The following is a 14,262-nucleotide window of genomic DNA, read 5'->3' as shown; positions in this document are numbered from 1 at the left end:
CTCTCATCCCTTCGCGCCCGGACCGCGGGCATAGGGGTCGTCATAGCGGATGATGTCATCCTCGCCCAGATAGGCGCCGGTCTGCACCTCGATCAGCACCATCGGCATCTTGCCGGGGTTTTCCATCCGGTGCACCGCGCCCAAGGGCACATAGACGGACTGGTTTTCCGTCACCAGCGTCACCCGGTCATCGACCGTCACCCGCGCCGTGCCCTGCACGACGATCCAGTGTTCGGCGCGGTGGTGGTGGCTTTGCAGGCTCAGGCTGGCGCCCGGATGCACGACGATGCGCTTGACCTGAAAGCGGTCGGCCAGCGCCAGCGTCTCGAACCAGCCCCAGGGCCGGTGATCCTTGGGAAACTGCTCCGCCTGCTTGGCCTTGCGCGTCCTGAGCGCCTCGACCGCCTTTTTCACCTCCTGCGCGCGGGACATGTCGGCGACCAGAACCGCATCGTTCATCGCCACCGCGATCACATTCGTCAGCCCGATGCCGACCAGCTCGACCCCCTCGCTTTCCGAGCGCAGCAGGCTGTCGTGACATTCGATCGCCGTCGCGCCTTGCGAGGTCGCCACCCCGGCCGCATCGCGCGGTTGCGCCGCCCAGACCGCATCCCAGCCGCCAAGGTCCGACCAGTCGCCGCCAAAGGGCACGGCGCAAAGGTTCGTCGCCCGTTCCATCACCGCATAGTCGATCGAGATGTCGGGCGCCTGCGCCCAGGCCTTGGGATCCAGGCGCAAAAAGCCCAGATCGGCGCGCGCCGCGGCCAGCGCGGCTTCGACCGGGGCCAGAACCTCGGGCGCATGGGTCCGAAAGGCTTCCAGCATGTCGGCGGCGCGAAACAGGAAAATCCCGGCGTTCCACAGATAGGTGCCCGCCGCCAGCATCGCCTCGGCGCGGGCAAGGTCGGGCTTTTCGACGAAACGGGCCAGCGGCACCGGCGCCCCCCCGGGGCCCGGCGGCGCGGTCAGTTCCAGATAGCCATAGCCGGTTTCGGGCCGCGTCGGCGTGATGCCGAAGGTGACGATCTGCCCCGCCGCCACCGCGGGCAGGCCGCGGGTGACGGCGTTGCGAAAGGCCACCGCATCGGGGATCGCATGATCCGAGGGCGCGACGAGCAGCACCGCCTCGGGGTCGTCTTGCAGCGCATGCAGCGCGGCGGCGAGCACGGCGGGGGCGGTGTTGCGGCCCTCGGGCTCGATCAGGATCGCGCCGGGATCGATGCCCGCCTCGGCCAGCTGTTCGGTGACGATGAAGCGGAAATCGCTGTTCGTCAGCACCACGGGGGGCGCGAAGCCAGGGCCGTGCAGCCGCCGCGCCGAGGCCTGAAACAGCGTCTCCGGGCCCAGAAGCGGCACGAATTGCTTCGGATAGGACTTGCGCGAGAGCGGCCACAGACGGGTGCCGGAGCCGCCACACAGGATTGTCGGATAGATCATCGGCTGCCCCCCCGGGATGGTGAACGTCGTGACGGCGCAAGTCGTGAAGGCGCAAGTCGTGACGGTGCAAGTCTGGACCGTGCAAGGCAAGCACGAAGGCGGCGCGGCCGCAATTCCTTAATTCCGGCCCAGCGCCGCGGCCACCGCTGCCATCGCGTCGGCCAGCAACTCCTGCGCCGCGGCGGCGGTGGCGGCTTCGGTGTAAAGACGGAATTCGGGCGCATTGCCCGAGGGGCGCAGATGCAGCACCCGCCCGTCCTGCAGCCCGATCCGCAGCCCGTCGGTGCGGTCCAGCGCGGTCTCGGTGCCGAAGCGGGCAAGAAAAGCCGCGCGGGCGGCGCCCTCTTGCGACAGATGCGCCAGAAAGGCGGCGCTGGCCTCGGTCGGCATGTCGGTCAGCCGGTCCGAGGCGGTCACCCGGGCGGGCAGGGCGGCGCAAAGCGCGGCCAGGCTTTGCCCCGCGCGCCGGGCGGCGACAAGCGGGGCGAGCAGCGGCAGCACCGCATCGCGGGTGCGCAGGGCGGGCAGCGGACCGGCCGGACCCGCCGCGTCAAAGCCAAGCAGAAAGCCGCCATTCGCCTCGAATCCCACGATTTTCGCAGCGGGATCTTGTGCCCGCGCCGCCTCCATCGCGGCGATGACAAAGGGCGAGCCGATCTTCGTGCGGGTGACGGCGTCGAAATCGGGAAGCTGGTCGAGCAGCGAATTCGACGAGACCGGGGTGCAGATCACCCGCGCGCCCAGCGCCCGCGCCGTCAGCACGCCCAGCAGATCGCCCGCGATCACCTGCCCGGTGCCGTCGGTCAGCATCGGCCGGTCGGCGTCGCCATCGGTCGAAAGCACCGCCGCCAGATCGTGGTCGCGGCACCAGGCGGCCAGCGTCGCGCGGGTTGCGGGATCGACCGCCTCGGTATCGACGGGGATGAAGCTGTCGGAGCGCGCCAGCCGCAGCACCTTCGCGCCAAGCCCCTGCAGGATCGCGTGCAGCAGATCGCGCGCCACCGAGGAATGTTCATAAAGCCCGAGCCGCAGCCCCGAAAGCGCCGCGGGACCAAAGGCGGTGACGTAACGGGCGACATAGGCCCCGGCCACTGCCGGGGCGGGGGTCAGCTGCCCCTCGGGTCGCGGCGGGACCGGGGTGCCCAGCGCGGCCAGGATCGCCGCCTCGTCCGTCTTGGTGATTTCGCCGGTGGGGGTGTAGAATTTCAGCCCGTTGCGGTCGGCCGGGATGTGGCTGCCAGTGACCATCACCGCCGCCGCGCCCGAAGCCATCGCCGCCATCGCCAGCGCGGGCGTGGGCAGCGCGCCGCAATCGCGGACCGCAAGCCCCGCCGCGCGCGCCGTCGCGATCACCTCCGCCGCGATCCGGCCCGAGGAGGGGCGCAGATCCTGGCCGACGAACAGGCCGGTGCCGGTCGGGCAGGCGGTCAGGAAGGCCGCGACATGGGCGCCGATCAGCCCGGGCGTCAGATCGACGACACGTCCGCGCAGGCCGCTGGTTCCGAATTTGGGGGGCATCACTGTCCTCTTGGGGTTTGGCCCCGTTCTAAGGTCCGGGCGCGGCGCTGTCGAGCAAGGCGATGGGGGTGTCGGCTTTGCCTCGAAGTTTAGCCATTCGGTCCGGCCGGGTCGGGAGGAAGCTAAGGCTTTGTTAAACCCGCGGCGCTCTAGTGGTCTTGGGCGCTGGCGAGGCGTCCGGGGGGGCGTGCCTTGGCATGCCGGGACTTGGGGTGATCGTGATGACGGATTTTTTCGCCCGCCTGCGGGCGGGGCGGCGCTTTGCGCTGGTGATGGCCTTTGGCGCGGGGCTGGGCGGCGCGGCGCCGTTCGGCCTTTCGGGCGCGGCGGCGCAGGACCTTGTGACGGGGGGGCAGCCGCCTGCGCCGATCATCGTGCGCAATGATCTGGGCGGCGATGTCGGCGCCTTTGCCAACCGCATCCGCGCCATGGCCGCCGCGGGCCAGACCGTCGAGATCCGCGGCGCCTGCTATTCCGCCTGCACCATGTATCTGGGCCTGCCCGGCAGCTGCATCAACCGCAACAGCCAGTTCGGCTTCCATCGCCCCAGCTATTTCGGCCTCGCGCTTGCCCCCGAGGAATTCGACTTCTGGTCGCGGGTGATCGCGGCGCATTATCCGCCCGCCCTGCGCGACTGGTACCTGCGCGAGGGCCGGTACAGCGTGGGCCTGCGCACGATCTCGGGGGCGCAGCTCATCGATCTGGGCGTTCCGGAATGTCACCGCGCCTGAGCGCGACCGGGCCGGACCGGGGCGCCGCCGCGGAACCGGGGCGCCGATCCGCGCGCCGGACAGCTGATCCGGGCAGGTGATTCGGCCGCCCGCCGGTCCTTGCCCCGGTCTTTCCCCGGTCAGCGCGCCGCGCGACGGGCGCTTTTGGGTGCGCGTCGGAACGATTAACCATTCTGCTGCCCGGCGATGTTCAACTCTGTCATGGCCTTGCGCCGGTCTGCGCAAAATTGCGGCATTGCAGCAATCCCCGAGTGAAAGCCTCTAGGACAAGGCGTCAATCTACCTTAAGATGAATGAAGTGTTAATGGTGCTGCTGTTTCTCATTCCTTCAAATACAGTTCACAACTTCGGGTAGGTGGTGATGATCCACTCGGCTGCTTTTTCCTTGTCTCTGGTCGTCAGTCTTTTCGTGGCTTTGGCGATCATCCTCACGCAGCGGTTTCATGGGCATCTGACCCATGACAGCCACAGTGGCGTGCAAAAATTGCACCATGCCCCGACGCCAAGGGTCGGTGGGGTGGCGCTTTGTGCCGGGGCGGTCGCGGGCGGGCTGCTGCTGCCCGAAGGGACGCGCGCGCTGTGGTGGGTGATGTCGCTGTCGGCGCTGCCCGCGCTTGTCTTCGGCCTGATCGAGGATGTGACGAAGCGGGTGGGGGTGAAAACCCGGCTCTTGGCGACGATCTGCTCGGGCCTGATCTTCTGTGTCGCCTCGGGCTATCATGTGGCGCAGGTCGGCCTTCCCGGTCTGGATCTGATCTTCGCCTTCGCCGCTTTCGCCATTCCGTTCACCGCCTTCGCGGTGGGGGGGGTGGCCAATGCGATCAACCTGATCGACGGGGTGAACGGTCTGGCCTCGGGCACCTCGATCATCATTCTGGCGGGGTTCGGGGTGGTTGCGGCGCAGGTCGGGGATCAGCAGCTTCTCGGGATCAGCCTGGTGCTGGCCGGGGCGCTTGGCGGCTTTTTCCTGATGAACTTCCCGATGGGGCGGATCTTTCTGGGCGATGCCGGGGCCTATGCGACGGGGTTCATGCTGGCAGCGCTTGCGGTGGCGCTGCCTGCCCGAAACCCGGAGGTCTCGCCGCTGGTCGGGCTGCTGGCGCTGTCCTATCCGGTGACCGAGACGATGGTTTCGATCCACCGCCGTCTGGTGCGCGCGGGCACGAACCCCGGGCAGGCGGACCGGCTGCATCTGCACAGCCTGATCTATCGGTCGCGGGCGCGTCGGCTGGCCGGGATTCTGGGCGCGCCGCAGTTGCGCAACGCGCTGTCGGGGCTGGTGGTGATGGGGCTGCCGTTCCTGTCCACGGTGTTGATGGTGCTGTTCCGGGAGAGCACGCCGCTGCTTCTGGTGGCGATCGCGCTGGTGACGGTGGTGTATCTGGTGATCTACCGCAAGGTGGCGCTGCTGGGCGGGATCACCCTTGCGCTGCGCCCGAGGGCGATGTCGGAAGCCTGATCCCCGGTCGCTGCTTGCTGATCCAAAGGCGCCCCGGTCCGACCGGGGCGCCTTTGGCGTAGATGCGATCTTGCGGGATTTCTGGTGGGTGATGAGAGACTCGAAGTCTGCGCCCATCGCCGCCGCGGCATTGATTTACAAGGAGTTTTCTGCGCCTTGGATGGCGCAGATGTATCATGTCTATGTACCAGTCGTCAAAGGTCTGTCCTAGGATTTTGGCCCAAAAATCTGAGAGGTCAGCCCTCGACGGCGGATGCGGCGCGGTTCCCCCCGGTGGGGGCCGCGTTTGCTTGAGCTTTCCCGGTTAGCGATGCTCGCCAGAACCACCGGCACGATCAGCACGGCCCGCGTTCTCCATCGTGGGTGCGTCTCGCAGGGCATGGTCTAGTGAGGCGTCTCAAGGTCTCCTGAATACTGTTCCAATGAAATACATCTTGCATTTTGGGACAGATCCGCCATCTATGTCTAAGAGTTAGTGAGACAATTGGAGGCCCGCCATGCTGATCGGATATGCCCGCACCTCGACCCTCGACCAGAAAGCTGGGCTCGATGCCCAGCGGCGCGATCTTGAGGCCGTCGGCTGCGAGAGGATCTTTGTTGAGCAGGTTTCCTCGGTCGACGTCGTGAGCCGCGCGCAGCTGGCCGAGGCGCTGGCCTTCGCGCGGGATGGGGATACGCTCGTCGTCACCAAACTTGACCGTCTGGCGCGCTCTGTGGCGCATCTGGTGGGCATTCTGGGGCAGCTTGAGGCGAAGGGCGTGGCGCTGCGCATCCTGTCCATGGGCATCGACACCGCGACGCCCACCGGCAAGCTGATGCTGACGATCCTTGGCGGCGTGGCCGAGTTCGAGCGCGAGATCATGCTGGAGCGGCAGCGCGAAGGCATCGCCAAGGCGAAGGCCGAGGGCAAATACAAGGGCCGCGCCCCCACCGCCCGCGCCAAGGCCGAAGAGGTGCTGCGGCTGCAAGCGGAAGGCATCGGCGGCACCGAGATCGCCAAGCGGCTCGGCATCGGCCGGGCCAGCGTCTATCGCATCCTGGAGGAGGCGAAAAACGGGGCCAGCGATGTCACGTTGCCCGCGTCGATGTGACGGCTTCCTGCCCTTGCCCGTGCGATTTCGTTCTGAAAGAAGGGCCAAAAGCGCACAGGACTGAGCAGATGTATGAGAACGCCTTCAACGCCATCGAAAAAGCCCTTCGTGCCGAGGAAGGTATCTCCAACGAACTCGACTATGTCGAGCAGACCTCGTGGGTGCTGTTCCTGAAATACCTGCACGACCTTGAGGGCGAGCGGCGGGATCGGGCCGAGTTGGAAGGCAAGACCTATGCCCCCATCATTGACGGGCGCTATCGCTGGGACCGTTGGGCGGCGCCAAAGAAGAACGGCGTGTTTGACCACGACACCGCCATGACCGGCGATGATCTGGTGCGCTTCGTCGATGGCGAACTGTTCCCGCATCTGGCGCTGTTCCACGACCGTGCCACCGGTCCCGACACGATCGAATACAAGATCGGCGAGGTTTTCACCGAACTGCGGTCCAAGTTCCGTTCGGGTTATATCCTGCGGGATGTGCTGGAAATCGTCGACGGGCTCGCCTTCAAGACCCAAGCCGACAAGCACGAACTCTCGGCGCTTTATGAAACCCGCATCCGCCGCATGGGCAATGCCGGGCGCAACGGCGGCGAATACTACACCCCCCGCCCGCTGATCCGGGCGATGATTGCCGTCGTCGATCCGCAGATCGGCGAGACGATCTATGATGGCGCCGTGGGTTCCGCCGGGTTCTTGTGCGAGGCGTATGACTATCTGCGCCGCCCCGACCTTTCGGCAAGCGACTACGAAACCCTGCAACGGCGCACCTTCTATGGGCAGGAGAAAAAGTCCCTCGCCTATGTCATCGGCATCATGAACATGGTGCTGCACGGGATCGAGGCGCCCAACATCGTCCACACCAACTCGCTCAACGAGAATGTGCTCGATATTCAGGAAAAGGACCGCCACGACATCGTCCTTGCCAACCCGCCCTTTGGCGGCGGCGAGCGGCGGGAGGTGCAGCAGAACTTTCCGATCAAATCGGGCGAGACCGCCTATCTGTTCTTGCAACACTTCATCCGCAAACTGCGGGCGGGCGGTCGGGCGGCGGTGGTGATCAAGAACACCTTCCTGAGCAACACCGACAACGCCAGCGTGGCGCTGCGCCGGGAACTGCTGGACACCTGCAACCTGCATACCGTGCTGGATTGCCCGCAGGGCACCTTTCAGGGCGCTGGCGTGAAAACCGTCGTGCTGTTCTTCGAGAAGGGCGCACCGACCGAGCGCATCTGGTTTTACCAACTCGATCCCGGGCGCAGTCTGGGCAAGACGAATGCGCTGAACGACGACGACATGGCAGAGTTTGTCGAGATGCAACGCACCTTCGCCACCGGGGCAAAGGCGTGGGTCGTCGAGCGCACGGCGGTGGATGCCAGCACCTGCGATCTGTCGGTCAAAAACCCGAACGCCCCCGAGGCAGAGACGCTGCGGGCCCCCGAAGAGATCATCGAGGCGATCCTTGCCCGGGATGCCGAGACGGCAGAGATCCTTGAGCGCATCCGGGGGCTGCTGTGAAGGCGGGATGGCAGGTCAAGCCGCTCCACTCGCTGGCTTTGACGATTACTGATGGCAACTGGGTTGAGACTAAAGACCAGTCTGATTCCGGCATTCGCCTCATACAGACGGGAAATATTGGCACGGGCTTTTTCAAAAATAGATGTGAAAAATCTCGATATATTGATGATGCAACATTCGAGCGCCTTAGGTGCACAGAAGTGTTTCCCGGAGACTGCCTTGTTTCACGGCTCCCTGATCCGGTCGGGCGTTCCTGCATTATTCCCGACACTGGCGAAAAGATGATCACTGCGGTGGACTGCACTATCATTCGCTTTGATCGAGATGTTTTACTTCCCGAGTTTTTCATATATTTTTCGATGTCGCAGAGTTATCTGACTGCTGTCGCTGATGCTTGCACAGGCACGACTCGACAGAGGATCAGCCGAACAAATCTTGGCAAACTCCCCATCCCCCTCCCACCTCTGGACGAACAGAAACGGATCATTGCGATTCTGGATGAAACCTTCGAGGGGCTCGACCGTGCCCGTGCCAACGCCGAGGCCAACCTCGCCGATGCAAGGGAGTTGTTCGAGGCGACTTTGCGAGAGGAACTGGAAAAAAACTCTACCGATTGGCGAGAATGTTCTTTGTCCGATATTGGACAAACCGTTACCGGCTCAACACCCCGAACTTCCGAAACCGGCAACACTGGCACCTTCATTCCTTTTATAAAGCCGGGAGACTTTCTTCCCGATGGGCGACTGAACTATGAAAGTGAAGGTCTAAGCGAAAAGGGAGCGGCGTCCTCTCGGATTTTGCCTCCGGGGAGTGCCTTGATGGTTTGCATTGGCGCAACCATCGGGAAAGCGGGATTCTCGGATCGAAGTATTGCCACCAACCAGCAAATAAATGCTCTCGTTCCAAGTGTCGGTATTTGCGGAGAGTTCGTCTATCTGCAAATGCTGAGCAAGTCTTTCCAGAGGGAAGTTATTCAAAATGCTGGTCAGGCAACATTGCCCATCATAAACAAATCCAAGTGGAGTGCACTAAAGGTGCGGATGCCGCACGACTTGTCCCGACAAGAAGCCGTCACAGCGAAGATGCGAGAGGCTCGGAACCATGTGTCTTCTCTCGAGAAGCATTTCACCACGACCCTTGCCGACCTCACCTCCCTGCGGCAATCCCTTCTGCAAAAAGCCTTTTCAGGCGAGTTGGGCTGACCTACACTCTCCCCATGTTTGAGAACGAGACCGAAGCCGACACCCGTGCCAACCGGATCGATCCGGTCCTTGTGGCGTCGGGGTGGACGACGGTTCCCGGGGCGAAAATCCGGCGAGAGTTTTCGATCACCCCGGGGCGCATCCTGCCCGGCGGCAACAAAGCTCCAAGCCTTTCCGCTGATTATGTCCTGACCTATCGGGATCAGATTCTGGCGGTGATCGAAGCGAAACGGGCGGGGCTGGCGCATACCACCGGGCTGGCTCAGGCAAAGGATTACGCCGGGCGGCTGAAAGCCCGGCTTTGCTATGCCACGAACGGGCTGGGCTGGTATGAAGCCGACATGTCCAGCGGGGCAGAGGGCAATGTGGTGCCCTTTCCCACGCCCGATGCGCTCTGGGATCGGTGTTTCGGCGAGGTGAGCCTGTGGCGGGACCGCTTTGGCGAGGTACCCTTCGAGGTGGCGGGCGGCAAGTGGCAGTTGCGCTATTACCAGCACCACGCCATCAACGCCGTGCTGGAGGCGGTGGGACAGGGCGACAAGCGCATCCTGCTGACGCTGGCAACGGGCACGGGCAAGACCTCGATCGCCTTTCAGATCGCATGGAAACTGTTTCACGCCCGCTGGAACCTGTCAGGCGAGCCGAAGCGCCGCCCCCGGGTGCTGTTTCTGGCGGATCGCAACATTCTGGCGGATCAGGCTTACAATGCTTTTTCCGCCTTTCCGGCGGATGCGATCACCCGCATCGACCCCGACACGATCCGCAAGCGGGGCAAGGTGCCGAAGAACGCCTCGATCTTCTTCACGATCTTTCAGACATTCATGACCGGCGACGGTCAGCCCAGTTATGAGGGCTATGCGCCGGATTTCTTCGACTTCATCATCATCGACGAATGCCACCGGGGCGGGGCGAATGACGAGGGCAACTGGCGGGGCATTCTGGAGTATTTCGCCCCCGCCGTGCAGTTGGGGCTGACCGCCACGCCGAAGCGCAAGCATAACGCCGACACCTATGCCTATTTCGGCGATCCGGTTTTCGTCTACTCGCTGCGGGAGGGGATCGAGGACGGCTTCCTGACGCCGTTCAAGGTGCGCCAGATGGCAAGCACGCTGGACGAATATGTCTGGGATGGCACCGACGAGATCGTGGCGGGCGAGATCGACAAGGACCGCTACACCGAAGCCGATTTCAACACCAAGATCGTGATCGACGAGCGAGAGCGCAGCCGGGTTGCCGAGTTCATGGCGCAGATCGATCAGCGGCAGAAAACCTTGGTTTTTTGCGCCACGCAGGACCATGCGCTGCGGGTGCGGGACCACATCAACCAGATCAAGGTGAGCACCAGCCCGAACTATTGCCACCGAGTCACCGCCGATGATGGCAAGTTGGGCGAGCAGCACCTGCGGGATTTTCAGGACAACGACAAGATTGTGCCGACGATCCTGACCACCTCGCAGAAACTCTCGACCGGCGTCGATGCCCGGAATGTGCGCAACATCGTGCTGATGCGCCCGATCCGCTCGATGATCGAGTTCAAGCAGATCATCGGACGGGGAACCCGGACCTATGACGGCAAGGACTATTTCACGATCTACGATTTCGTGCGGGCGCACGAGCATTTCAACGACCCGGAGTGGGATGGCGAACCGCTGCCACCCGAGAGTGATCCGCCGGGACCGAAGGTGCCCAAGCCCGATCCGACAGACCCGCCCGCACCGCCCCCGGAAGGCGGGGGTGAGGTCGAGCCGAAGGTGAAACTGGAAATCAAACTGGCGGACGGCAAGGCTCGCAAGATCCTCTACATCGGTTCGACGACCTATTGGGGACCGGACGGCAAGCCGATGTCGGCGCAAGAGTTCCTTGATCGGCTGTTCGGCGATCTGGTGGCGCTGGTGGTGGACGAGGACGATCTGCGCCGCCAGTGGAGCGACCCCGAGCGCCGGGAACATTTCATCGCCGTGCTGGAGCAGCGGGGCTATGACGCCGACAAGATGGCGGACATGCGCCGCCTGATCGACGCCCCCGACAGCGATCTGTTCGATGTGCTTGCCTATATCCGGTTCACGGTGCCGCCCAAGACCCGCTCCGAACGAGCCGAAGCCGCCCGCACCGAGGGGCTTGCTGAGGCAGATGCCAAGATGAAGGAGTTCCTGCTAGGCATCCTGCAAGCCTACGAGGCGCATGGCGAGGGCGAACTGGCGGTGGGCAAGTTGGGCAACTTCCTTGTTAGCCGCTACGGTTCCGTTGCGGATGCGAAAGCCGTTCTTGGTGATGTGCTGACGATTCGTGAGGCTTTCATAAAAGTGCAGCGCAATCTCTATCGGCAGTGATCGTGCCCCCTTTCGCTCCTGCCATGGTATGTGAACGCCGGGCACAAATCCGGGCACAGGCGCAGCGGCTCCACCGGCCAACCCCATGATGCCAAAGAGCTATCGGGTATTTTCGCAGCAGATTTTCTACTTTGTGCGTCAACGCAATGATTTCGTTTGAAAATAGTTCTTGCGCGATCGCGAATCCTGAGTCATAAGCACCATCCCCGGGCTTATTCTGCCCGGTGAACCCCCACGGCCCCTTCCGTCAGGAACAGGCCGACCGCAAGGACCGAACCTCAACCAGCCCTGCCCATCGTGCAGCGGCTCTTCCCGTAGCCAGCCTGTTTTCCGGGCAGTGCTGCGGCCCTCGGCACAGCTTCAAACTCCCCATCGCCCGCCGGGTTGCCCGCGTCGGGCACCGCTCTTTCCGCCTTCGTGGCGGCCGAGGTCGGCCCGGATGGCTGGCGCGTCTGACCCACGTCACGGGGCCACCGCACAATAGACGGAGGTGGATGTCTCTGGCCCGATGGTCGCAATCCAATGCGTGAAGGGCAAGCCGCGAAAGCGGTTTCAGCGAGGTCCGGGACTGAGGCCGTCCCGCTGATGATGCCCCGGCAGGGGCGAAACCACCGTCGAGCGCGCCCGATGTGCCGCGTCCTCCTCAGCACAGGAGGCACATCATGGAACCCACATCCCAAACCCGCCACAATCGCATCACCAACCGTCCCTGTCTCTCTGGGGGCGGCTACAAATCCAAGGAGAACCACCTGAACCACGACACCACCTCTCGACCCGGCAGCCGCAAGGTCACGCCATGACCGCGCGCATCTGCACCGTTCCGAACTGCGGCAGCCCCGCCGCATCCGACTTTTCACCTCATTGCCGCCGCCACAAGAGCACGCTTCGGCGGCACGGTGCGCCCGATCAGAGCGGCGTCACCAAAACCGAACTGGCGCCTTATCTTGCGCGGATCGAAGCGCGGATTGCCAGAAACCCCAGCAACGAGACCTGGCCCCTGACGGAGGAGATCTGGGCCAGCATTGTCGCCGAGGCCGGGGCCGCCTCCAGTCGCCGCATCGGCAACCGTTATGAGCGCAGCGCCGCCAACGAGATCGTGTCCATCGCGCAGGACGTTTCACCGGCCACGGTGATCGCGACGGTTCTGGCGATGGTGCTGATGTGGCGCGACCGGCCGCGGCGGTTTCGCACCGATGACGCCTTGCGCGTCCAGATCGCCCGGCGCGTCCGGGCCTTGTCGAGCCGCCATGTCGGGCTGCGCTACGATCACCGGACGGGCCAGCAGGTCCGCATCTACCGCGAGATGACGCCCAAGGCGGCGGCTCTCCTTGGGCGCAAGCTGATGACCGCTTTCGGCGCCATCGGGCTGCGTCTGGCAGACCTCGACGCGCGCGACCGCAAGGCCGCGACCGAGACGAAACAGCGGCTCGCCACCGCAATCTCCAACCTGCAATGAAGGACGAACCTTTGAGCAACGAAACGACCGGGGCCGCGCTGCCCCTTCCGACCTGCATCATTGTCTACACCGACGGCTCCTGCCAACCGAACCCCGGACGGGGCGGCTATGCGGCCATCCTGTGCCGCTACCGTGATGGCCGAGAGATCAAGCGCGCACATATCTACGGCTGCAAGCAACAGACGACCAACAACGAGATGGAGATGCGCGCAGCGGTCGAGGCGCTCAAGTTGATCCGGAAAGGCGAGAAAATGCCCGCCTTCATCCGCAGCGATAGCAAGTATCTGATCGACGGCAAGAACGAGTGGTTGCCCGGCTGGATCACCAAGGGCTGGCGCAAAGCTGACGGCAAGGAACCCGAAAACGTCGCGCTTTGGAGAGAGATCGTTGAGCTGTGCGATGGCCTCGACGTCACTTTCGAGTGGGTGCGCGGCCATTCCGACGACCGGATGAACGCCGAAGCCGACCAGCTTGCCGCGAAGGGGCGGGCGCAACGAAAACCGCGTGTGATCGAAGTAATGGAAGGAGAACTGGCATGACGTCGATGCAACCGATCACGGCGAAACCGGGTTCCGTCACCATGGAGGTGACCCTCGACCAGATTGCCGAAAGCGCCGACTTCAAATTCCGGGCGGATGGCATCGACGCGACCCATAAGGCGGACCTTGCGAGCACGATCCGAAACACGGGTGCGCCGCTCGATCCGGTGCTGTTGTGGCGAGCCGGGCCGGGCGAGATCGGGGCATCGGGCAAGCTGATCCTGCTCGACGGGGCGCACCGCCTTGCGGCCTATCGCGCGGTGAAGTGGTCGCAACCGATCCCGGCCATTGTCCTTGTCGGGACGGATCGCCGGGATGCCCTCGGCGCGGCGCTGCGGGCCAATGCGAAGCGCACAAGGGGGCTTTCTCAGGCCGAGCGGATGGATGCAGCATGGCGGCTTGTGCGCGAGCCTGTGCCGCGCCGCTACAAGGTCCGAGAGATCGCCGCTTGGGCCGATGTGGCGCGGGCAACGGTGGACAACATGCGGGCGCGGTTCCGGGTGATGCAGGAGGAAGGCATCGAGATCACCGGGTCTTGGGCGCGAGATCGCCGGACGCGGGATGATGCAAATGACGCCGGGCTTGGGCAGATGACGGACGCCCAGCGCAAGGCCGAGATCGGGAAACTGGCGGGGGACATTCGTGAACTTCTCGACCGTCGCAAGCATCCCGAACGGCCCATCCTGCGCGAACAACAGGCCATCTGGGAGGCGATCGGCGAAGCGCTTGGCGACAACGCGCTGAAGCAGATGCTCGATTACCTGCTCGGTGGCGAGGAGGAGGCGAACGAGTGGCTGGAGTTGGCGCGGTCGGGCGGTGACGAGGCGGCCGAGGACGTGGAAGACGACGACCCCGATCCGCAGTTCTGAGCGCCAAACGCCCATGTAGAAGGAACACCTATTTAGGTGATCTTGCATCTCCTTGTCCGCCTTTTGGCGGGCAGGGAGGTTGTTAGGGTTCAGACCCATTGATTTCAGGCATT

The 14,262-nt window shown here is 64.1% G+C and carries 12 protein-coding genes; 10 read left to right on the top strand and 2 right to left on the bottom strand.

The annotated features are described in order from the left end of the window. Nucleotides 1–3: 3 nt before the first annotated feature. On the bottom strand, nucleotides 4–1,437 hold the full coding sequence (locus RCAP_RS09615; RefSeq protein ID WP_013067658.1) for a mannose-1-phosphate guanylyltransferase/mannose-6-phosphate isomerase: 1,434 nt from the start codon (nucleotides 1,435–1,437) through the stop codon (nucleotides 4–6). Between the two features lie 117 nt (nucleotides 1,438–1,554). Next, a complete protein-coding gene (locus tag RCAP_RS09610; protein ID WP_013067657.1) occupies nucleotides 1,555–2,955 on the bottom strand; it encodes a phosphohexomutase domain-containing protein in 1,401 nt (466 codons plus the stop codon). Nucleotides 2,956–3,176: 221 nt separating this feature from the next. Here RCAP_RS09610 and RCAP_RS09605 point away from each other — a divergent pair, with 221 nt between their 5' ends. The 10 genes from RCAP_RS09605 (at nucleotide 3,177) to RCAP_RS09570 (ending at nucleotide 14,149) form a co-directional block, all read left to right on the top strand. Next, nucleotides 3,177–3,686: a hypothetical protein gene (locus RCAP_RS09605; protein WP_131618305.1), complete on the top strand. Its 510-nt coding sequence runs from the start codon at nucleotides 3,177–3,179 to the stop codon at nucleotides 3,684–3,686. Nucleotides 3,687–4,047: 361 nt separating this feature from the next. Beyond that, the gene (locus RCAP_RS09600) at nucleotides 4,048–5,145 is read left to right on the top strand and encodes an MraY family glycosyltransferase (protein WP_013067655.1); all 1,098 of its coding nucleotides are present in this window, start codon (nucleotides 4,048–4,050) and stop codon (nucleotides 5,143–5,145) included. A 497-nt stretch (nucleotides 5,146–5,642) separates the two neighbouring features. Then, a complete protein-coding gene (locus tag RCAP_RS09595) occupies nucleotides 5,643–6,236 on the top strand; it encodes a recombinase family protein (RefSeq protein ID WP_013067654.1) in 594 nt (197 codons plus the stop codon). Between the two features lie 68 nt (nucleotides 6,237–6,304). Then, on the top strand, nucleotides 6,305–7,753 hold the full coding sequence (locus RCAP_RS09590) for a class I SAM-dependent DNA methyltransferase (RefSeq protein ID WP_013067653.1): 1,449 nt from the start codon (nucleotides 6,305–6,307) through the stop codon (nucleotides 7,751–7,753). Further along, nucleotides 7,750–8,955 (top strand): restriction endonuclease subunit S, encoded by a 1,206-nt coding sequence (locus RCAP_RS18920; protein WP_013067652.1) that lies wholly within the window; start codon nucleotides 7,750–7,752, stop codon nucleotides 8,953–8,955. Before RCAP_RS09590 ends, RCAP_RS18920 begins: the two co-directional genes overlap by 4 nt. A 14-nt stretch (nucleotides 8,956–8,969) precedes the next feature. Beyond that, nucleotides 8,970–11,285, top strand: a complete 2,316-nt coding sequence (hsdR, locus tag RCAP_RS09585) for an EcoAI/FtnUII family type I restriction enzme subunit R (RefSeq protein ID WP_013067651.1) — start codon at nucleotides 8,970–8,972, stop codon at nucleotides 11,283–11,285. 662 nt (nucleotides 11,286–11,947) lie between these two features. Beyond that, complete coding sequence (locus RCAP_RS19595; RefSeq protein ID WP_157850510.1) at nucleotides 11,948–12,085, top strand: hypothetical protein; 138 nt, start codon at nucleotides 11,948–11,950, stop codon at nucleotides 12,083–12,085. Next, nucleotides 12,082–12,741 carry a hypothetical protein gene (locus RCAP_RS09580; RefSeq protein WP_013067650.1) on the top strand — a complete coding sequence of 220 codons (660 nt, stop codon included), beginning with the start codon at nucleotides 12,082–12,084 and terminating at the stop codon, nucleotides 12,739–12,741. Before RCAP_RS19595 ends, RCAP_RS09580 begins: the two co-directional genes overlap by 4 nt. Continuing rightward, a complete protein-coding gene (locus RCAP_RS09575; RefSeq protein WP_013067649.1) occupies nucleotides 12,738–13,280 on the top strand; it encodes a ribonuclease H family protein in 543 nt (180 codons plus the stop codon). Before RCAP_RS09580 ends, RCAP_RS09575 begins: the two co-directional genes overlap by 4 nt. Then, nucleotides 13,277–14,149, top strand: coding sequence for a ParB N-terminal domain-containing protein (locus RCAP_RS09570; RefSeq protein WP_013067648.1), 873 nt, complete (start codon nucleotides 13,277–13,279; stop codon nucleotides 14,147–14,149). Before RCAP_RS09575 ends, RCAP_RS09570 begins: the two co-directional genes overlap by 4 nt. The last annotated feature ends 113 nt before the right edge of the window (nucleotides 14,150–14,262 follow it).

It is taken from the genome of Rhodobacter capsulatus SB 1003 (assembly GCF_000021865.1).
GTDB lineage: Bacteria > Pseudomonadota > Alphaproteobacteria > Rhodobacterales > Rhodobacteraceae > Rhodobacter > Rhodobacter capsulatus_B.
This window is presented reverse-complemented; position numbering and strand designations above follow the sequence as displayed.

Bases quoted from the DNA above. Each gene is read 5' to 3' on its own strand.
- hsdR (WP_013067651.1), top strand. From the start codon at position 8,970: ATGTTTGAGAACGAGACCGAAGCCGACACCCGTGCCAACCGGATCGAT.
- RCAP_RS09595 (WP_013067654.1), top strand. From the start codon at position 5,643: ATGCTGATCGGATATGCCCGCACCTCGACCCTCGACCAGAAAGCTGGG.
- RCAP_RS09580 (WP_013067650.1), top strand. From the start codon at position 12,082: ATGACCGCGCGCATCTGCACCGTTCCGAACTGCGGCAGCCCCGCCGCA.
- RCAP_RS09570 (WP_013067648.1), top strand. From the start codon at position 13,277: ATGACGTCGATGCAACCGATCACGGCGAAACCGGGTTCCGTCACCATG.
- RCAP_RS09605 (WP_131618305.1), top strand. From the start codon at position 3,177: ATGACGGATTTTTTCGCCCGCCTGCGGGCGGGGCGGCGCTTTGCGCTG.
- RCAP_RS09590 (WP_013067653.1), top strand. From the start codon at position 6,305: ATGTATGAGAACGCCTTCAACGCCATCGAAAAAGCCCTTCGTGCCGAG.
- RCAP_RS09610 (WP_013067657.1), bottom strand. From the start codon at position 2,955: ATGCCCCCCAAATTCGGAACCAGCGGCCTGCGCGGACGTGTCGTCGAT.
- RCAP_RS19595 (WP_157850510.1), top strand. From the start codon at position 11,948: ATGGAACCCACATCCCAAACCCGCCACAATCGCATCACCAACCGTCCC.
- RCAP_RS09575 (WP_013067649.1), top strand. From the start codon at position 12,738: ATGAAGGACGAACCTTTGAGCAACGAAACGACCGGGGCCGCGCTGCCC.
- RCAP_RS09615 (WP_013067658.1), bottom strand. From the start codon at position 1,437: ATGATCTATCCGACAATCCTGTGTGGCGGCTCCGGCACCCGTCTGTGG.
- RCAP_RS09600 (WP_013067655.1), top strand. From the start codon at position 4,048: ATGATCCACTCGGCTGCTTTTTCCTTGTCTCTGGTCGTCAGTCTTTTC.